This is a genomic window from Fischerella sp. JS2 (assembly GCF_032393985.1).
In the GTDB taxonomy this organism is placed as follows: domain Bacteria; phylum Cyanobacteriota; class Cyanobacteriia; order Cyanobacteriales; family Nostocaceae; genus Fischerella.
In genome coordinates, this window is the sequence record NZ_CP135918.1 from 3,636,991 (window position 1) to 3,656,817 (window position 19,827).

The following is a 19,827-nucleotide window of genomic DNA, read 5'->3' on the forward strand; positions in this document are numbered from 1 at the left end:
TGATCGCGCCCACAACGAGGGGATGAATTAAACGAACACAGATGAACACCGATGCACACCGATGGATTATGGCTTTGCTCCTGATTTGATCCTCGATCACTATTTTCAAGATAGCCATTCATAAGAACATCCCACAACTAAGTATGAAAATTCTTACCCCTTCTGCCCTCTGCCCTAGTGCCTTCTGCCTTATTTTCAAGCGATTTCTCAAACATAATTTACAGAGGATTTTTTATGTTGTGGTCTTTTCCTCATTGTCCTAACGAAACCGACTGGTCAATAAATTGGCCAGCACTAGAAGCAGAATTTAACTGGTTGCGATCGCTTGCTGATTGTCCCCAAGACCCGCGTTATCATGCGGAAGGAGATGTACTTATTCACACAAAATTGGTATACGAGGCTTTAGTTGCTTTACCTCAATGGCGGGCATTACCAGCTACTGAACGTTCGGTATTGTTCGCTGCTGCTTTGCTGCATGATATCGCTAAACCCGCCTCTACCCAAAGAGAAGCAGATGGTAGTATCACCTCCAAAGGTCACGTCCTCCAAGGTGCAAAAATGGCACAGGAGATTCTCTGGGATTTGCATGTGCCACTCAAACAACGCGAAGCGATCGTTGCTTTGGTGAAATACGGTAGTTTGCCTTTGTGGTTTTGGGATAAACCTAATCCGGAACGCGCTGTAATTAAAGCTAGCCAAATTGTCCGTTGTGATCTGCTGAGTTTGTTGGCGGAGGCAGACGTGCGGGGACGTTACTGCAATGATCAAGCACAATTACTGGAACGAATTGATTTTTTTCGGGAATTTTGTCAGGAAAATCACTGCTTTGAACAACCACGCATGTTTCCATCAGCACATAGTCGATTTGTTTATTTCCAAAAAGAAGATGGCAACCCAAACTATGAAGCCTACGATGATACACGCTTACAGGTGGTGATCATGTCAGGATTACCCAGTGCGGGCAAAGATACTTGGATTCAGGAAAATCTGCCAGACAGCCTGGTGATTTCCCTTGATGAACTGCGGCAGAAGTTGGGGATAGATCCTGAAGACGACCAAGGTGTAGTGACGAATGCAGCGAAAGCGATCGCTAAAGAATATCTACGAAGTGGACAATCTTTTGTTTGGAATGCAACCAATCTCAGCCGCCAATTACGCTGTATGTTGATTCGTCTGTTTGCTAGTTATCAAGCTAGGATTCACATTGTCTATCTGGAAGCACCTTGGCCAGAACTACTACGCAGAAATCGCGATCACCCGGCAAAAGTACCAGAGAAAGTACTTTACCGGATGAAGAATCGCTTAGAAGTGCCGGATATCACCGAGGCCCAAGTAGTAGACTGGGTGGTGTTGGGCTGAGAATACAGCAAAGGTCTAGTGTGATCACTATTTAATTAGTTGACTTGCGAGAGTGCGAGAATAACCATTGCGAGCAAATTTTTCACCAAGAATTTGCTGATAAACAGCTTCATAACCGTCCACCATGCTTTTCACGCTAAAGTTTTGTTCTACATGTGTGCGGCAAGCACGACGGTCGATTTCTCCTATACGATTGATTGCTTCTACAAAATCTTCAATGCGATCGCACAAAAAGCCTGTCTTACTATCCACAATCACTTCTGGCACTGAACCTAAGGGTTTTGCAAGTACAGGAGTTCCAGCCGCCATCGACTCGATCATCACCAGTCCAAAAGGTTCGCGCCAAGTGATGGGGAACAGCATTGCTAAGGCCCCACCTAAGAGTGCATTTTTCTGCGAGTGACTAGCTTCACCCAAAAATTCAATCTGCTTACCATCAATATGAGGCTTCACCTGGCTCTCAAAATAGTCTATATCTACCTGATCAACCTTACCCGCCATTTTGAGTGGTATACCTGCTCTTTTCGCAATCTCAATCGCGATATGCGGCCCCTTTTCTGGAGACATCCGCCCTAAGAATGCCAGATAGGGAGGATCTTGGGGTTGGGAATAGAACTGATGGCTGTCTGTATCAATGCCATTGTATACAGTTGCAACATAATTTAACCCCAATTTTGGCTCTCGCTGAGCATTAGATATGCTGACAAAAGGTTGTTTGTAACTTGTAGAAAAAATTTTTTCGTTATCTGGGGTGAATATACCGTGTAATGTATGAACTGTAGGAGTGGTGACGAAATCTGCGTAAATTAAAGCTGGATAACCTACATGAGAATGAATGATGTCAAATTCCTGTGCTTGTTGATATGCACGACTCAGTAACAAAGTTTCGTAAACATTATATTCTTTAACATTAGGATCTAAACGCAAAGCTTGAGGATAAACTGACTCTAATTTGGCTGAAGTGATCGAATCCCCTGAAGCAAATAGCGTCACTTCATGACCACGCCGGACTAATTCATCAGTCAATAAACCGACAACCAACTCAACACCACCGTATGCGGGAGGAGGCACTCTCTCCCACAAAGGAGCAATTTGAGCAATTCGCATGTCAATCTCCTAATTGGTAAGAAATAGCTCAAAGAATTGATTTAATTCAGTTTCTGAAGAATAAGAGTTGTGATTAGAATTTAGCAGAAATATAGATTTAATCGTAAAGACCTATAAATACTACACTTAAAGTAGAAGGAACCGTACTTAATACCAGATAAATATTTTATAAAATATTAGTTTTTAATCTTTTTTACTATCAAACAACTGCGAATTCCAACTTCAATTACCAGGTGTGTAAAACCCCACTCTCTAATTCGTATTGTCTGGATTTTCACTTCATAGAACTTGGGGCAATATTGTGAATGTCAGCAGTTCCAGGAAGCTAATAAACTGCTGAGCCTAAATAAAACAACAATCTATTTATCAATGCAAAGGTGAATAATATTATGATGATTCGCTACTTGCAACCAATCCGCGAACTAGAAAACTTGCGTCGGCAAATGGATTTAGTTTTTGATGAATTGTCAGCACAAACTGCTCAAACAAGCGATACATCAACAGCTTGGGTTCCTGCTGTAGAATTAATCGATACGGGCGATAACTTGGTTTTCCATGCACAATTACCTGGTGTAGCAGCTAAAAACCTGGATATACAGGTAACTCGTGATGCTGTAGCGATCGCAGGGGAACGTCAGCGTCAGCATCAGTCTGAAAATGCCAATTACTTGCATTCAGAATTTCGTTATGGCAAGTTCCAGCGAGTTATTAATTTGCCTGTCGCTGTGCAAAATGACAAAGTACAAGCAGACTTCCGCGATGGTATCCTGACTCTGACTCTCCCCAAAGTCGAAGAAGTCCGCAATCGCGTTGTAAAAATTAATTTGGGTGAAAATACTGCTGATGTTGAGAAAAGCATAGACGCAACTGCTCAAACAGTTAACTCTCAAAACTAGTTGGAAATTATTAGACTTCTTGTAAAAGCTGTCAATTCTCCTGCTTCGACGGGAAAAAATCTGTTTGAGAAAACGAACACCGATGGACACAGATAAACACAGATAGATTATCGGTGTGTATCTGTGTTTATCTGTGTTCGTTACTACTTCAGCAAATACTCTTTCACAAACATCACCGTTGCGTAAAACTGGAAATCAATGTTTTTTTTCTTACTAAACCCATGTCCTTCATCTTTCGCCATCAGATACCAAACAGGAACATTATTCTTTCTGAGTGTCTCTACAATTTGTTCGGCTTCCTGGAGAGGAACACGGGGGTCATTTTTACCGTGAATTACAAATAGCGGTTTTTTGATGTTACTGGCGTTATTGACAGGTGAAATTTTCAGTAGGAATTCTCGCATCTGCGGATCGCGTTCATCACCGTACTCGACTCGTCGTAAATCACGCCGATAACTTTCAGTATTTTCTAGGAAGGTGACAAAGTTGGAAATACCAACAATATCAATAGCTGCACGAATGCGATCGCTATATTTTGTTGCGACTGCTAAGGACATGTAACCGCCATAGCTACCGCCTGTTACCAAAATTCGGTCTTTATCCAAGTCTGGTTGAGTTGCTATCCAGTCAAGGAGTCTACCGATATCTTTGACAGAATCTTCTCTTTTATAGCCATTATCTAAGGTCATAAAAGTTTTGCCGTAACCAGTAGAACCCCGGACGTTAGGAAAGAGTAAAGCAACGCCTAACTCATTTAAATAGTAGTTATAACGACCCAAAAAAGATGGACGAGACTGTCCTTCTGGTCCTCCATGAATATCAATAATTACCGGACGCTTACTTGGAAACTTAGCAGGGGGACGGTAAAGAAAACCAGATATGGTTTTGCCGTCAAAGCTTTGCCAACGGATCAATTCTGCATTAGAGAAATTTGCTGTATTCAGTCCGCCAGTTTCGCTTTCTGTCCAGCGTTCAACTTTGTTAGTGCGGATATTCACAGAATACACATCTGCGGTGAAACGAGCTGAAACTAGAGTCAAGCCTAAATCTTCATTATTACGATGCCAGGTAACGCCATATACCTGTCCCACTGGTAGTTTAGGTAAAGGCTTTTCTTGCTTTGTTGTGGTTTCCAATAGGTGCAGTATACTTGCCCCGTCTTCATTGGTGACAAAAGCTAAATACTTACCATCTTCTGTCAGGTCAAAATCTTCTACATCCCAGGGAATGTCATTTGTCAGATTAGTGTATTTTAAAGTAGCTAAATCAACATATGCCAACCGTAAAAATTCTGAGTTACGGTCAGTGATGACATACAAACCTTTGCCATCTTTGCTAAACAATCCTCCTGCGTAGGAGACTTTTTCTGTGCCTCGGTTGGGTGTAATTAATTTTTTCTCGCCAGAGTTGGTGTCTACCAACCACAGGTAACTTTCATTCACAGAGACATATTCCATTGCCAACAGTTGACGGTCATCAGGCGACCAGTCTAACGGCATCCAACCACCGCCCTCAACTTGTGCTAGCAAGCGATCGCTCTGGGTATTTTTTGGATCAATAATGTAAAAATCGTTATCTTTGCCTGTGCGGCGAGTGGAGGTATAAATCATGCGATCGCCACTATTAGACCAGACGCCGCCACTGTTTCTTGACTTGCCATCGGTGAGTAAGGTAATATCACCCGTCGCCAAATCATAACGGTAATTTTGGTTAAATTCGTTACCACCGATATCCTTACTAAAAACAAAATAATCGCCCTGGGTTGGTTGGAAACTCCCTCCGCCAACACGTTCTGGGAAGAAAGTCATTTGCTGACGGCTACCAAGAGGGAATTTAACCAAATGCACTTGGGGAGTATCAGCGAAACGAGTGGAAATCAGCATTTCACGCCGGACTGGATGCCAACTAGAAAGAACAGCAGAACGAAAATTAGTGTAGCGATTAACCGTTTCTGCCAGTGTTGCTGGAATTGGTGGAATTCCCTGAACAACTAGGTTTTCATTGGGAGTGATTACAGAAGTTTGAGCAGCAACCATGAAACTTGGTAGCACAAAGACTGCAAGTAGTGTAGCAAACAAGAGTGATAAAAATCGCATCCTTTGACTCAAGAACGCTGAAAAGTGAAGTTTGAAATACAAATTTTTTTTTCTATACAAATTTCTTTTCTATTGTTCCTTTCCTTCAGTTCTAATTTTAAGGTGGGCAACGCCCACCCTACAGAAACAATTTACTCAAATCCACGGAAAAGTGTTGTAATTATGCTTCCTTTGGCTCTACTAAATTTTCTGCTCCTTTGACAACTTTTGCCGATTCAATTTTGTCACCTGCTTTTATTTCCCGTAAAACATCTTTTCCTTCGACGACGTAACCGAAAACAGTGTAACGACCATCTAACAAGTTACGTCCAGCTGGGGTCAGTTCTGGTTCATAAAGGAAGAAGAAAAATTGTGAAGAACCACCGTTATTGTCACTTTCAGGACGAGCCATAGCTACTGCACCATAGGCAGAAAATGGCAGCACAGGTAAATCAGTGTAACGGCCTGCTTGTTCTGATGTAATACCGTAGGTTGGTTCTTTGTCACCTTCAAAAAGGATTTCTAAAGGAACAGCACGGTATTTTTTAGTTTTGGGGTCAATAAAACCTACTTCTTTACCCGGTGGATCACCAGTTTGCACAACGTAAGATTCTTCTGCACGGGTGAAGGGTAAACCATCATAAAAACCCCGTTGTACTAAATCAACAAAATTTCCCGCAGTAACAGGAGCGCTATAACCGTCCACTACAAGAGTAATAGTACCCTTTGTAGTTTTCATTTCTACGGTGGCACGACCTTTGAGTTGTGGTAAATTGCTATATTCTTTGGGAACTTCAAAGGGGAACCCCTGCACCATCAAATCTTCTAAGTCACCGACGAGATTTAATAGGTCGGCTCGTTTTGTTAAAATTTGTTCTTTGTCTTTGGTTTTAGCCGCTTCTTCTAGGCTATTTACACCTGATTTCAACTGAGAAATCAAAGCTTCAGCTTGGGGTTTATTGACTTCTGGTACACTAGCCAAAATTTGAGCAGGATTGTTGAGAAGCCGTGATGCTTTGCTGAGGTCTTTGGAAACAGCACCCCAGCGTCGATTGGCCCGTAATTGGTCTGATATATCTTCCAAGGAGCCTTGCAGTTCTCGCACAGGCTTATTATCTATTGGTAATGCATAGCGCAACAGCGCTTTACCGTCAGTGATTGCATTTCCTGCTGGTAGTGCAGCACTACTGGAGGAAGTCCACCCAGCTGTACTTACCCCTAAAAAGAGTGTTACCAACAGGAGTGTAATGAGAGTATTCTTCAACCGAGATTTTAATAACTTGAACATGGGATGGTTCAAACGCAGTATCAATTTCTTGACTAAAACAATTCGGAAATGGGAATTCGGGCTTACTGGACTTAACCATCAATAATCTTCCCACAGTACAGGAAACATCTGTCAGGTACACACAATAGAAGGCAGGAAGCAGAAGGCAGAAGGCAGAAGATAAAAATTTATACTTAATTCCTTCACCCTACTCTACGAGAAGCCTATGAGCGCGTCTACACCCTTCACTCTTCATCCTTGACCCTTAATGCTTTATTCTTCACTCTTCACCCTTTATTCTTTATTCTTGTTAAAATTGACAAAATTTTGAAAATAAGATATTTGAGAGTAAAAATAGGTAAATGACATACCGCATCTATAATTGAATTTGTTGAAATTGACTTGTTAATCAAAACACAGGTGGACAATCTCATATGACAGGTAAAGGACAGGGATTTGGCTTTGGCTTAGGAAAAATGAAAGAACTGGCTGAAGCCTTTAAGAAAGCTCAACAGGTGCAAGAAGGAGCAAAGCGACTTCAGGAAGAACTGGAGCAAATGGAAATAGAAGGTGAAGCCGGCAACGGTTTTGTGAAGGTAATAGTCAGTGGGAACCAAGAGCCGAAACGGGTAGAAATTTCTCCTGATGCCCTTAATGAAGGCGCAGAAGTACTTTCTGATCTGGTAACTGCGGCAATGAAAGATGCTTACAACAAATCCACAGCAACCATGCGGGAACGCATGGAAGAGTTGACAAGTGGATTGGAACTTCCTGGGTTCTAGATTTATGGTGATTTGTCATTTGTCTTATTCTAATGACAAAGGACTAAAAATTTCTATGCCTTACAAACTTTTGTTTGTCTGCCTGGGAAATATCTGTCGATCGCCTGCGGCAGAAAATATCATGAATTACTTGATCGAGCAGAACAGGTTGAGCGAGTCTTGTTTACAGACGCCAGGCGATCGCATTATCTGTGACTCTGCTGGCACATCTAGTTATCACATCGGTAGCCCACCTGATCGACGCATGAGTGCTGCGGCACTTCAAAAGCTAGGAATCAAACTCCGTGGTCGCGCTCGTCAGTTTCAAAAGTCAGACTTTCAAGACTTTGATTTGATCTTAGCTATGGATCGAGAAAATTATGACGATATTCTATCTGTTGATCCTACAGGGCAATATCACCATAAAGTACGTTTGATGTGTGAGTTTTGTTCTCAGCATACTCTTAAAGAAGTTCCAGATCCCTACTATGGTGGTTCAGAGGGCTTCAATCAGGTGATCGAACTACTCCTTGATGCTTGTAATGGTTTGCTGCAATACGTTTCTAATGAAGAAGACAAAAGGCAGAAGGCAGAAGGAAAACCTCATCAATAAATTAGGGAACTTGTATCTTAATTGCCCGTTAGGCAATTAAGTTTACTAAAAACTCTATAAAACATAAAAGCCCTCTAGCTTGAAAATAACCTCACCCCTTACCCCTCTTTTTCCTTAAGGAGAGGGGTGTCCGATAGGACAGGGTGGTTTTTCGATCTTTTTGACAAATCACGCTTTTTAAGAAGCAAGAGAAAGGAAAAAGGATGTTCACCAGATGGGATAGTAGGGTGAAGTCTTCTCCCCACCACCCCATTGCCCCTAATCCCCACTCCCTTGGGGGAGTGGGACCCGGTGAGTTCCCCATTCCCCACCATCAAGTTTTTCTGTGCACCCAACCACTAATAGTCTCGTCTACGTAGTCCCAATAAGGGGCCAAGTACCACTCCAGCGACAAAACCACCAATATGGGCCCAGTAAGCTATTCCCCCCGTCTCTACACTCATATTGGCAGCTGCTTGTAGACTGGCAACACCAGAAATCACATTTTGGATAAAGAAAAACCCAATCAGAAACAAGGCTGGAATTCTAACAGTGGTGACAAAAATACCTAAAAATATTAACGTTACAACTCTTGAGTGCGGAAAGGCTATAATATACGCTCCTAAAATTCCAAAAATTGCACCACTTGCTCCCAATGAAGGAATCTGAGAATTCATACTGATAAGCCACTGACATAGGGCAGCGAAAGCACCACAACTAAGATAAAAAATTAAATACTTAAAATGTCCCAATCTATCTTCAATATTGTTGCCAAAAACAAATAGAAACAGCATATTTGAAATTAAATGCCACCAACCACCATGTAGGAATTGGGACGTAAATAATGTTGTCCATTCACTAGCGAAGTTGATAGTTAATTGTTCAGGTATAACTGCATACAGCTGCAAAAACTGATTTAGTTGTTCATTTGATAGTTGGAGTTCATGCAGAAAAACTAAAACGTTCATCCCAATCAAACCATATGTTAGATATGGAGTGATTCGTGTTGGATTTTCATCGTACAGAGGAAACACAGGTTTTGTTCCTAATAATCTATTAACTGCAATATAGCTTGTGTGGTTGCTTAAAAAATAATAATCAAAATCTAAACTTAAGTAACAAAAATTACATGCTATGCTTGTGTCAGCCTGGCAGATCATTATATTTTCTGCTTATACTTTTTATTGTATTTGCCAGAGCATGTGAAAACACTGGCAATGAGAAATAAAATATTTATTTATGCACTAAATCTTAAGTATATTTACGTAAAAATTTTGATTGTTTCTTCAATTCTCGGTAAACGTTAAACTATTGGTCGAACAAGCTGTCAGATGAACACAAATACTACTTCAAACATAACCGACATCATTGATCAGCATCTTCCCCTTATAGGAAAAATTACTAATAAGGCTCCAGAACAGGCAAAGTCAGATTCCCCAAGCATAGCGTTGTTCGAGCAATACTTCATGCAACTGTGGCAGGAAATAACACACAGTTTTGAGAAAATGCTTCAAGAATTCAGGAAAAAGCAGCAAAATGTAGATATTGACTTGAAAAAGCAAGTAGAAGTGACATTGCAAGTCTGTCGAACTTACACAGGAATTCCTTCTATTGACGAAATAGAAAGGCGTGTAGAAATTGAGAATAGCTACGAAATTGTGTATGAAAAGTACCTAAATGAGGTTCGCACCCATTTGTTGCAACATCTATCATTTTTAGATGATGGACTGAAGCGATCGCTTGAGCAAGTGAAATCTCAAATAGCAGAAATACTGATTACCAAAACAGAATTAGGAAAACTCACAGGTAGCAAAGGTTCTGAATTCATCAAGATACTAGCAACAGAAATACCAGATCAACTCATTCCAGGCGTAGCGAGTAAACTCAAACTTGCATTTCAAATCTTGGCTGAGTTTGAACTTAACTATCGAGAATTTATACTTTATCGCATTCGTCCCCATCTAGATGGGCTGACTCCTCAACAAGCAGAAACCTTGAAGTTGACAAGCTTGCCTTCTGCTGAGCAAGTATTTCTCAATCTCAAGATAGCTCATGCCGAAAGTGTTCGTAAATGTGAAAAAGCTTTAAAACAGTTACTGAGTGAACCTAGTCAAGTTGCTTTTATGATCGTAGAAGAATTTGTTGATCGCACAATTCGCACAGCAGATGTGGTAAATGAATGGCGAATCTTACTACAACAATTACAACCAGGTTGGGAGGATTTTTTGGATCAACCAGAGCAAATTCAAAGCGAGTGGATCAATTCTACACAGCAAATCAAAGATGCAAATATAGCAATGAGTGAAGTTGATGCTATTTTTGTGCTTATGGATTTTTAACTCATAAACCTCGTCTATATTGAAACCCGTAGTTTTTCCTCATCAGGATCAAGATGATTTTTCACCCATAGGCGATCGCAAGCATGGACTACGAAAAAACTCCCTATAGAACAAATTAGCCTATTTCATGGGAAAATCCCAGTGGATCAGCATTTTGTATCCACTGCGGCTTTTTGTTTCACTGGCTAACATAAAAAGAAGCCATTTGGGGAAAGCGATCGCTAAAGCTATTGCCATACGTTATCGCAACCTATCACGGCAAAAACACGGAGGGTGAATGTCAATATCTAAACCTGGCAGCAGCAAGGGAAACTCTCAAAGAACTATTGAACAACGCTTACAAATACAGCGTTTGCTAGAACCAACTTTGATTGTTTCTTCTAGTGCTGGAACTGATGTGGTTAAGGGATTAACTCAAACACCAAAAACCTTGCCACCGCGTTATTTCTATGATGACCGTGGTTCCGATTTATTTGAGCAAATCTGTGAGTTACCCGAATATTACCTAACACGCACAGAGACAAAAATTTTGCAAAGCCGTGCTAGTGAAATTGCGGCAATCACAGGCGCATGTGAAATAGTAGAACTGGGTAGTGGCAGTTCTACTAAAACCAGGATTTTACTAGATGCTTATCAGCAACAAGGACTACCTCTGCATTACTTACCAATTGATGTCAGTGCTGGTATGCTCGAAAGTAGCGCCCTGTCCCTACTAGCAGACTATCCCTCACTACAAGTTTATGCACTGGCAGGAACCTACGAATTAGCGCTTTCTCAAATTGAACCCAGCCAGTTACCCAGTCGCATGATTTGTTTTATTGGTAGCACTTTGGGTAATTTGAATCCACAAGAGTGTGATGTGTTTCTATCCCAAGTCAAAGCTGCTTTGCAAGCGGGAGAATATTTTTTATTGGGGGTAGACTTACAAAAACCAAAACATATTCTGGAAGCTGCCTATAACGACAACCAAGGAGTAACAGCAGCATTTAACTTGAATATGTTAGAGCATCTCAACTGGCGGTATGAGGGTAATTTTGATCCCACCCAATTTGAACACTGGGCATTTTATAACGAAACTGAACATCAAATTGAGATGCATCTCAAAAGTAAGCGATCGCAAACTGTCGAGTTACGCACCCTCAAACTCAATGTTCATTTTGAACCAGGTGAAACTATCCGTACCGAAATTTCCCGGAAATTCAGCCTCAACAGCATCCAGCAAGAACTAAAAGCCAAAGATTTAGTACCACAAAAAGTGTGGACTGACGCAAACCAGTTGTTTGGCTTATTGCTGTGTCAGTTGCAAAATCGGGGATAGGAGAGCGGGAAGCGGGGACAAAGAGGACAAGGAGGAGTAAATTCTCCTCACACTCCTCACACTCCCCCTACTCCACCCTTCGGGAAGCCGCTTGCGCGTCTACACACTCCTCCCTATCCCTGATCCCCAGTCCCCGATCCCTACCCCCCTACATGAATACCGGGACGGCGTTCAGGGTTTTTCTCAGCTTTACGGAGGACTTCACGGGTAACAACAGCTATATCTCCTTCTCCAAAGAGGATAAAGCGCAGCAAATATTGGATAGGATTACCTTCTATCCAACCAAAGTAGGCGTGCGGTAGTTTGCCGGTTTGATCCCGGATATATAAAAGAATAGCTGCGATCGCATTTGGTACAGCAGTGCCTCTAGCCCGCAAAATACGATATTTACCGACTTGTACTCCCCTTACGTGAATTCTTTCTGAAAAAACTGAGGCGTCAGATATTTGAATTTCCAAAAATAGAATCGAATCAGTTTGGGGAATATGATTGTCCTCACGTACTTCCTTTTCTTTTAAGAAGTACTCTCGTTCATCTCCTTCACCTAAGCGATTGGCAATCAGTCGGATCGTACCTTGATGTTCTTCTTCTTCAGCTATGAAACGACGAGCTGTTTCGTCCATTTCTATTCGCTCTACTCGCAGTTCCGTTGAACGCCAGACTCGGGAAATCAACGAGGTAATGATAATTGTACCGATGAAAAAGGCAGCGATTTGAATACCTTCTGGTCTTTCAATAATGTTAACAATGGTGGTATAAACAAACAGCAGTGTAATCGCACCAAAGGATAATATTCCTCGGGTTGCTCGCCGACGGCGAGCAGCTAGAGTCACAGCCAAGGCAGCAGAAGTCATTAATACTAACACCCCTGTAGCATAGGCTCCACCTTGAGCTTCCACGTCTGCTTGAAAGAGAATCGTCACCACAAAAGCGATCACTGTATACACTAACACCAAAGGTCGGATCATGCGTGTCCAATCTGGGGCCATGCCATAGCGTGGTAGGTAACGAGGGACAATATTCAATAGCCCAGCCATTGCGGATGCACCAGCAAACCACAAGATAAAAATCGTACTTAAATCATAAATAGTGCCAAAGCCATCCCCTAAATAACCATGAGCCAGGTATGCAAGGGCGCGTCCGTTAGCTTTACCTCCTGTTTGAAATTCTGCGGCAGGAATAAGTAGAATTGTCACCAAGCTACTGGTAATTAAGAAGAAGCTCATAATTACCGCCGCCAGAGTCAGCAGTTTATGGGTGTTACGAATCCGTCCTCGGGGGTTTGCTTCTGTTTCATGTTGAGTCCCCTTCACCAAGGGCATAACCGCCACCCCAGTTTCAAAACCAGATAATCCTAATGCTAATTTAGGAAATACCAGTGCAGCTGCACCTATCATGATGAAAGGGTTTTGATAATTAGCAAATAACACCTTCTGCCAATTAAAAATCACAGATGGCTGTTGGAAGACCTGGTATACACCAACACTAATCGTGATTAAGTTCAGCAACAAATATGTAGCAACCAAAAAAACGGCAAGACCGATCGCTTCTTTGAAACCTCTTAAAAATACGCCACCAAGCAATGCTATCAGGATAAGCGTAATACTGACTGATTGATTGTGTAAAAACTGTGGTACAAGAGGATTTTCAATAATGTGGGCTGTAGCATCGGCAGCGGAAAGGGTGATCGTGATGATAAAATCAGTTCCTGCAAAGCCAAGTAAACATAAGACAAACAGCTTACCTTGCCACCAAGGAAGGAGATTTTCAAGCATGGCGATCGATCCCTCTCCATGAGGACTGGTTGCAGCAACTCGACGATATATAGGTAATGCACCAAACAGCGTCAGCAAAACTAGAATCAAAGTAGCTAAAGGAGACAACGCCCCCGCAGCGATAGCAGCGATCCCAGGCTGGTACCCCAGCGTTGAGAAATAATCTACCCCCGTCAGGCACATTACCTGCCACCAAGGATGTTGAGGATGTTCTCCTGTATCGCTGTGTTCTTCTTTGAGTAACCAGCGCATTACTTGTTTGCGATGTTGTTCGGGCGGGATAATAGGCCCAGCCATCAACAATACTCCTATCAGGGCGCGTACTAAAAAAGATAATAACTGGAGTTTGAGCGATTACCTTTCTTTCCACAGTTAAACATCTTCAGCTTGGTAACGTCTTGCTTGAAAGTAAGGCAGAAGGCAGGAGGCAAAAGGGGTAAAATTTTTCATGTTTAGTTGTGTACCAACGTTCATGATATATATACTTCCAACCTTCTGCCACGGCATTTCTTGTTCGCCCGCAGCTTTGCAACCCGCACCTCCTCTGCCTTCTGCCCTGGTGCCTTCTGCCCTGGTGCCTTCTGCCCTTCTGCCTTCTATAGTTAATCCTTCTTCATCCAACTAAACATAGCACGTAAATCTTTACCAATTTCCTCAACTGGATGTTCAGCTTCTTTACGACGCATTGCAGTAAACCCAGGTTTACCAGCTTGGTTTTCCAAAACAAATTCTCGTGCAAACTGACCAGTTTGAATTTCTTGCAGAATTTTTTGCATTTCAGCCTTGGTTTGTTCGTTGACAATGCGAGGACCACGAGTGTAGTCACCATATTCTGCGGTATTGGAAATACTATCACGCATTTTCGCTAGCCCGCCTTCCACAATTAAGTCAACAATCAATTTGACTTCGTGGAGACATTCAAAATAAGCTAACTCTGGTTGGTATCCAGCTTCTACCAAAGTTTCAAATCCGGCTTTTATTAAAGCACTCAAGCCACCACACAATACTGCTTGTTCACCGAATAAGTCAGTTTCAGTTTCTTCGCGGAAGGTGGTTTCCAGAATTCCAGCGCGTGTACCACCGATACCCTTAGCATATGCCATTGCGCGATCGCGTGCCTGTCCAGAAGCATCTTGATAGACAGCAAACAGACAAGGTACTCCTTGTCCTTGTTCGTAAGTCCGTCTGACCAAATGTCCTGGCCCTTTGGGTGCTACCATGATCACGTCTACCTCAGCAGGTGGCACAACTTGACCAAAGTGAATATTAAACCCGTGGGCAAAAGCTAAGACGTTACCTGGTTCTAAATTTGGTTCAATTTCGTTTTTGTAAACAGTTCTTTGTACTTCATCAGGTAATAAAATCATTAACAAGTCAGCAGCTTTGGCCGCATCTGCCACACTTTTGACAGTTAACCCAGCTGCTTCAGCTTTTGCCGCTGACTTGCTACCCGGATATAATCCGACAATAACATTCATGCCACTATCCTTAAGGTTAAGGGCGTGAGCATGACCTTGGGAACCATAACCGATAATAGCAATGGTTTTTCCAGCTAAAAGGTCTAAATTTGCATCTGTGTCGTAATACATCCGAGCCATAAGCGCGTCTCCAGTCAGCAAGCATCCTGTTTGATTGCAGACTTGTTATTTTACCCGATTATGACGCTGTTTCTTGATCTATTATTTGTACTTCCTGAGCAGATAATTTTAGATCCACAGCACGTACGGAATCTTCTATGCTAGAAACTTTACTTGCACCTGGAATGGGTAAGATACAAGGCGATTTTGCCAGTAACCATGCTAGTACAATACAGTACACTGATATGCCTTTTGTTTTGGCTAACTGAGCGATCGCTGGGATGTCTTGTAAATTCTCATGGCGACGACTACCACCGAAGGGACTCCAAGGTAAAAAAGTTAAACCTTCAGTCTCACAATACTCTAGTACCCCGTCAAATTCTGGCTGTCGCTGCCAAGGATTGTATTGATTCTGCACCGAGACGATATCAACTACATCCCGCGCCCTTTTGATTTGTTCTACAGAAAAGTTGGAAACCCCCACAAATCTGATTATTCCAGCTCTGAGTGCTTCTTTTGCTGGTGTGAGGGATTCTTCAATGGTGTACTCAGGATCAGGTGCGTGGTATTGCCATAGATCAATGGGTTTATTGCCACCCAAAGCCTCAAAGCTAATGCGAATAGTTTCTCGCAGGTGATTAGGGTTTCCATTGCGTGTCCAACTACCATGAGGACGCATTAAGCCACCCTTAGTTGCTACCATCACATTACTGGTATCACCATTGTAACTTTGCAAAGCTTTGTGAATTAGTCGCTCATTGTGGTGCTTGTCTGTTTCGTCTTGACAGTAAGAATCAGCAGTATCAATAAAAGTGACTCCCAACTCCAAAGCGCGCTGAATAACATTGATTGACTGTGACTCTGGAGGGCGGTTGCTTAACGACATCGGCATCCCCCCCAAACCAATGGTACTTACATAAACACCTGTGTTGCCTAGTTGTTTTGTTTCCATGTTTATGGCTACGGTTTTCAGTACTCTTAACCTCACTTTAGCGCTTTCGGGAAGCAGAATGATGAGAAACGTAGTCTCTTCATAGCTGGTTATTTGCAGTATTTATGGAAGCGATCGCTTTTAATAGCCTTTGACTCTATGTCAATTAAATTACTCAATTAAAAATAGGTGTAAATATTTCAGAGTAGAGAGGTCTTGTAATACAAAATTTTATGTGTCTAGTGACACAATTGTTCATGATTACTTAATCAAGAAAATAAAGTATTTTTTGTTGCTACTTAAGTATTAGATTATTTTTATACAAGCTGCTATTAAATACTTAATAACTTGATTGTTGAGATCACAATATCTATAATTCTGTTAAAATCAAGAAGTTTTGACCTATTCATAAATTTAGAAATAAGTAAAATTATCATCAGTATAATAGCGGAAATTTTTTCAGTATATTAATTTACATATAAATAATTCTTAAGCAGTATCATAATTTTATGATAGGGAATAAATTTATGTAAAACTCTATGAAAAATAGAACAAGCAAAAAAAATTACTTCAATAAAGCTTCATAAAACTGTAAGTAAACTTTGAGTTATATTATGTGACGCTACTAAGAATATCTATCTCATTTATAAGGATCCGTAATTTTTCTGGAGGCGAAATATGGCGCAACCCAGGGAAGCAGCTACTACCCTCACTTTTGTGGATAACTATTGTGCAACCTACAAGCATCTTTTTCCAGAAGTGAGAAGTTTTGAATTTTTCAAGTGGTTGCATTTAGGCTTGGTTTCTGATGTTAGTCGCAAAAGTTTGCCTGCGATCGCAAAATATTTAGGATTAAATAATCAAGCTTTACTCCATTTTGTTACCGAATCACCCTGGCAACTCAACGAACTCAGAAATCAAAGATTATCAATTATTCGTCAAGTTTTACAAGGAAGGAGTTTTACTTTAATTATTGATGATACTGGAGATAAAAAAAAAGGTAAAACAACAGATTATGTAGACAAACAATATATTGGTAACTTAGGTACAGTTGAAAATGGAATTGTTTCGGTAAATGCCTATGCTTTCCTAGATGGTTTAATTTTTCCTCTCATATTTAAAGTTTTCAGACCGCTAAAAAGATTAAAAGCGGGAGATACTTTTAAAACTAAGCCCCAATTAATTGCTGAGATAATTCAAGAACTACAAAAAGGAGGATTCACCTTTGACTTGGTATTAGCAGATACTGTCTATGGAGAGTGTGATACCTTAATGAATATTTTAAATGAATATCAACTTAATTTCATTGTTGCAATTAGAAGTAATATTGGTTTTTGGTTAGCCCCTAGCCAGAAGATGAGGTACACCAGTTGGAAAAAATTTCATCGAATTTTCAGTAACGGCAAAACAGAACAAAGCTATATTCGTGAAATTATCTTTGGTAGCCGTCGAGAACTAAGGTATTGGCAAATTACAAACAATAGGGAACAATCTGCTGAGAATTTTACTTTGTTTTTAATGAGTAATTTACCAAAGTCTATTACTTCAGTAGTAGATAACCCCTATGGATTAATAACTTGGCTGGAGTATGGCTGTAAACACAGTAAAAACTACATAGGTTGGTCAGATTTCCGTATCACTAATTATGAGCAAATAGAACGTTGGTGGGAAATTGTGTCTAGTGTTTACTGTATGTTGAGTATGCAATTTCATCTTTTCCAGCAAAAGTCTCATCAAGCGATTCACAACCAAAACACTGAACTTATCGCATAACACAATACTCTATGGACTTGTAGCAGCTTTTTACCTGAGGTTTCGGAAATCGGGATCTTTGCTGCTGTATTTACAATCAAGCAGTCAGTTGCATTGTTTGATGAAAAACTTATGAAGGCATCATTGCACAATCGTTTAGGTATAGGAAAAAGCACATTCACATTGATAGCTATTGCCAGTGTTGCGGGTGTGATGACTTTTGGTAATCCTGATAATAATACCTATATTAATTATGCCGCAGAACGACTCACCAGCGAAATCCAGAACGCTGTTTGCCAAGGGCCACAGTTACCACAAGGCCAGTTGTGGGAGGATATAAGCAAACTTACAGCCAATACCTGTAAATCGGGATTAGCAACGGGAATAAATTTTCAAAGTAATAACATTAAAGATTTTATCGCCACATCAACCGAGCGTCAAAACTTTGTAGTTTTTAGTATCTACTCTACCAAAATACCTGGATACAACTTTAAAACCATTGGTGCATTTGGAAATTTTTTCACATTTCAAAAATAGGTCTTGATAACTGATAACTGTACAGACGCGATGTTCCTCGCGTCTCTAACTGATAACTGTTCACTGTTCATTAGATATCCCAAAGCGATATCCTTTACCATAAACACTATGAATTAATTGAATTTCACCAGTTAACTCAATCTTGCGCCGCAACAGACGTACTAACGCAGCAATGACATTACTACTCGGTTGCTCGTTATCTTGCCACAAATATTGCATAATTTGGGTGTGGGTCAGAAGTTTGCCAGTATTTTCCATAAAATATTGCAGCAACTGACTTTCTTTTTGTGATAATTCTATTACTCGTCCTTGACGATAGGCGACTTGATTTTCTGGGTCAAGTTCTAGATCAGCCACTGTCAAGCGAAGTGTGGGTGTACCCGGTATCTGAGAAGCGGAACGTCGTAACAAAGCACGGACTCTTGCTAGTAACTCTCGCAGTTCAAAAGGCTTAACTATATAGTCATCTGCACCAGCATCTAAACCTTCAACTCGGTCATCAAGAGTATCTTTCGCAGTCAGAAATAATACAGGAGTAGTAATCCCTCGCCTGCGTAATTCTTGACATATCTCCAATCCCGTTTTTCCAGGTAGCATCCAATCTAAAATCAGCAAGTCGTAATTGCTGGTTTGTGCCAGTTGACTGCCACTTGTACCATCATAAGCAGCATCGACACTGTATCCTTCACGACTTAAAATCCGACTCAAAGGGTCAGTCAATTCTATTTCGTCATCAACTACTAAAATTCGCATGAGCAGCCAACAATACTTTGGAATCAGCTTTCCTGTATTATTATCATGCTGACCGCTAACGCTATTTATGCTTACTGTTGCACTGCCTAAAGGGGAACTTCTCAAACATAGCATCCAACTGCTACAAACTGTAGGGCTGGACTTTAGTGCGTTTTTAGACTCTAGTAACCGACAATTACAAATGACTGATACTAATGGCAAAGCAAAAGGACTACTAGTCAGAGGACAAGATGTGCCAGTTTACGTAGAATATGGTCAGGCACAAGTGGGTATTGTTGGTTACGATGTACTGCGCGAGAAAAAGCCGCAAGTAGCACAGTTAGTGGATTTACGGTTTGGGTATTGCCGGATGTCGGTAGCAGTCAAACAATCCAGTCTTTATCGATCGCCCCTAGATTTACCAGCTCATGGTAGAGTTGCATCCAAATATGTTAACTGTGCGCGAGAATATTTTCATAGTTTGGATTTACCTGTGGAAATTGTGCCTTTGTATGGTTCCGTAGAACTAGGGCCAATCACAGGTATGTCTGAAGCGATCGTTGATATAGTCTCCACAGGCAGGACATTACGCGAAAATGGTTTGATGGAAATTGCAGTACTGTATGAAAGTACAGCGCGGTTGATTGCCCATCCTTTAAGCTATCGCCTCAACACAGATAATCTTAGTAATTTGATAGCTAAAGTGCGTAAGGTCACATTAGCAAGTGTATAAATCAGGACTTAGTGCCTTGGTGATGTAAATTAACCACAAAGACATCAAGCAAAGTCTGAATTGATTTGAACTTTAC

Annotated in this window: 18 protein-coding genes; 9 read left to right on the forward strand and 9 right to left on the reverse strand. The window is 41.1% G+C overall.

Features of this window, described 5'->3' with window-relative positions:
• The first annotated feature begins 234 nt into the window (after positions 1 to 234).
• Positions 235 to 1,359: an AAA family ATPase gene (locus tag RS893_RS15400; RefSeq protein WP_315784732.1), complete on the forward strand. Its 1,125-nt coding sequence runs from the start codon at positions 235 to 237 to the stop codon at positions 1,357 to 1,359.
• A gap of 27 nt (positions 1,360 to 1,386) precedes the next feature.
• Here the strand turns inward: RS893_RS15400 and RS893_RS15405 are convergent, their stop codons facing one another.
• Positions 1,387 to 2,466, reverse strand: a complete 1,080-nt coding sequence (locus RS893_RS15405) for a glycosyltransferase family 4 protein (RefSeq protein WP_315784735.1) — start codon at positions 2,464 to 2,466, stop codon at positions 1,387 to 1,389.
• A 389-nt stretch (positions 2,467 to 2,855) separates the two neighbouring features.
• Between RS893_RS15405 and RS893_RS15410 the strand changes: the two genes are divergently transcribed.
• Positions 2,856 to 3,362 carry an Hsp20/alpha crystallin family protein gene (locus RS893_RS15410; RefSeq protein WP_315784738.1) on the forward strand — a complete coding sequence of 169 codons (507 nt, stop codon included), beginning with the start codon at positions 2,856 to 2,858 and terminating at the stop codon, positions 3,360 to 3,362.
• A 143-nt stretch (positions 3,363 to 3,505) separates the two neighbouring features.
• On the opposite strand, the gene RS893_RS15415 is transcribed toward RS893_RS15410, so the two are convergent.
• Positions 3,506 to 5,458 carry a S9 family peptidase gene (locus RS893_RS15415; RefSeq protein WP_315784740.1) on the reverse strand — a complete coding sequence of 651 codons (1,953 nt, stop codon included), beginning with the start codon at positions 5,456 to 5,458 and terminating at the stop codon, positions 3,506 to 3,508.
• Between the two features lie 160 nt (positions 5,459 to 5,618).
• Positions 5,619 to 6,725, reverse strand: a complete 1,107-nt coding sequence (locus RS893_RS15420) for a peptidylprolyl isomerase (RefSeq protein ID WP_315784742.1) — start codon at positions 6,723 to 6,725, stop codon at positions 5,619 to 5,621.
• Positions 6,726 to 7,138: 413 nt separating this feature from the next.
• Here RS893_RS15420 and RS893_RS15425 point away from each other — a divergent pair, with 413 nt between their 5' ends.
• Together RS893_RS15425 and RS893_RS15430 are read left to right on the forward strand one after the other, a co-directional pair.
• Positions 7,139 to 7,486 (forward strand): YbaB/EbfC family nucleoid-associated protein, encoded by a 348-nt coding sequence (locus RS893_RS15425; RefSeq protein WP_062245087.1) that lies wholly within the window; start codon positions 7,139 to 7,141, stop codon positions 7,484 to 7,486.
• Positions 7,487 to 7,541: 55 nt separating this feature from the next.
• Positions 7,542 to 8,078: a low molecular weight protein-tyrosine-phosphatase gene (locus RS893_RS15430; RefSeq protein ID WP_315784757.1), complete on the forward strand. Its 537-nt coding sequence runs from the start codon at positions 7,542 to 7,544 to the stop codon at positions 8,076 to 8,078.
• A 338-nt stretch (positions 8,079 to 8,416) separates the two neighbouring features.
• On the opposite strand, the gene RS893_RS15435 is transcribed toward RS893_RS15430, so the two are convergent.
• Positions 8,417 to 9,091 carry a rhomboid family intramembrane serine protease gene (locus RS893_RS15435; RefSeq protein WP_315784760.1) on the reverse strand — a complete coding sequence of 225 codons (675 nt, stop codon included), beginning with the start codon at positions 9,089 to 9,091 and terminating at the stop codon, positions 8,417 to 8,419.
• Between the two features lie 297 nt (positions 9,092 to 9,388).
• On the opposite strand from RS893_RS15435, the gene RS893_RS15440 reads away from it, so the two are divergent.
• Positions 9,389 to 10,396, forward strand: a complete 1,008-nt coding sequence (locus tag RS893_RS15440; RefSeq protein ID WP_315784762.1) for a hypothetical protein — start codon at positions 9,389 to 9,391, stop codon at positions 10,394 to 10,396.
• 277 nt (positions 10,397 to 10,673) lie between these two features.
• The gene (gene egtD, locus RS893_RS15445) at positions 10,674 to 11,714 is read left to right on the forward strand and encodes an L-histidine N(alpha)-methyltransferase (protein WP_315784765.1); all 1,041 of its coding nucleotides are present in this window, start codon (positions 10,674 to 10,676) and stop codon (positions 11,712 to 11,714) included.
• A gap of 140 nt (positions 11,715 to 11,854) precedes the next feature.
• On the opposite strand, the gene RS893_RS15450 is transcribed toward egtD, so the two are convergent.
• The 4 genes from RS893_RS15450 to RS893_RS15465 all read right to left on the reverse strand — a co-directional run bounded on the left by RS893_RS15450 (position 11,855) and on the right by RS893_RS15465 (position 16,018).
• The gene (locus RS893_RS15450; RefSeq protein WP_315784768.1) at positions 11,855 to 13,786 is read right to left on the reverse strand and encodes an amino acid transporter; all 1,932 of its coding nucleotides are present in this window, start codon (positions 13,784 to 13,786) and stop codon (positions 11,855 to 11,857) included.
• 75 nt (positions 13,787 to 13,861) lie between these two features.
• Positions 13,862 to 14,110 carry a hypothetical protein gene (locus RS893_RS15455; RefSeq protein WP_315784770.1) on the reverse strand — a complete coding sequence of 83 codons (249 nt, stop codon included), beginning with the start codon at positions 14,108 to 14,110 and terminating at the stop codon, positions 13,862 to 13,864.
• Positions 14,092 to 15,087, reverse strand: coding sequence for a ketol-acid reductoisomerase (gene ilvC, locus RS893_RS15460; RefSeq protein ID WP_315784771.1), 996 nt, complete (start codon positions 15,085 to 15,087; stop codon positions 14,092 to 14,094). Before ilvC ends, RS893_RS15455 begins: the two co-directional genes overlap by 19 nt.
• A 58-nt stretch (positions 15,088 to 15,145) precedes the next feature.
• Entirely contained in the window at positions 15,146 to 16,018 is an 873-nt protein-coding gene (locus RS893_RS15465; protein WP_315784774.1) for an aldo/keto reductase, read from the reverse strand.
• A gap of 657 nt (positions 16,019 to 16,675) precedes the next feature.
• On the opposite strand from RS893_RS15465, the gene RS893_RS15470 reads away from it, so the two are divergent.
• Positions 16,676 to 17,770 carry an IS701 family transposase gene (locus tag RS893_RS15470; protein WP_315784777.1) on the forward strand — a complete coding sequence of 365 codons (1,095 nt, stop codon included), beginning with the start codon at positions 16,676 to 16,678 and terminating at the stop codon, positions 17,768 to 17,770.
• A 111-nt stretch (positions 17,771 to 17,881) separates the two neighbouring features.
• The gene (locus RS893_RS15475) at positions 17,882 to 18,286 is read left to right on the forward strand and encodes a DUF4359 domain-containing protein (protein ID WP_315791992.1); all 405 of its coding nucleotides are present in this window, start codon (positions 17,882 to 17,884) and stop codon (positions 18,284 to 18,286) included.
• Between the two features lie 60 nt (positions 18,287 to 18,346).
• Here the strand turns inward: RS893_RS15475 and rppA are convergent, their stop codons facing one another.
• Positions 18,347 to 19,039: a two-component system response regulator RppA gene (gene rppA, locus RS893_RS15480; RefSeq protein WP_315784780.1), complete on the reverse strand. Its 693-nt coding sequence runs from the start codon at positions 19,037 to 19,039 to the stop codon at positions 18,347 to 18,349.
• A gap of 67 nt (positions 19,040 to 19,106) precedes the next feature.
• Between rppA and hisG the strand changes: the two genes are divergently transcribed.
• Complete coding sequence (hisG, locus tag RS893_RS15485) at positions 19,107 to 19,751, forward strand: ATP phosphoribosyltransferase (RefSeq protein ID WP_315784785.1); 645 nt, start codon at positions 19,107 to 19,109, stop codon at positions 19,749 to 19,751.
• The last annotated feature ends 76 nt before the right edge of the window (positions 19,752 to 19,827 follow it).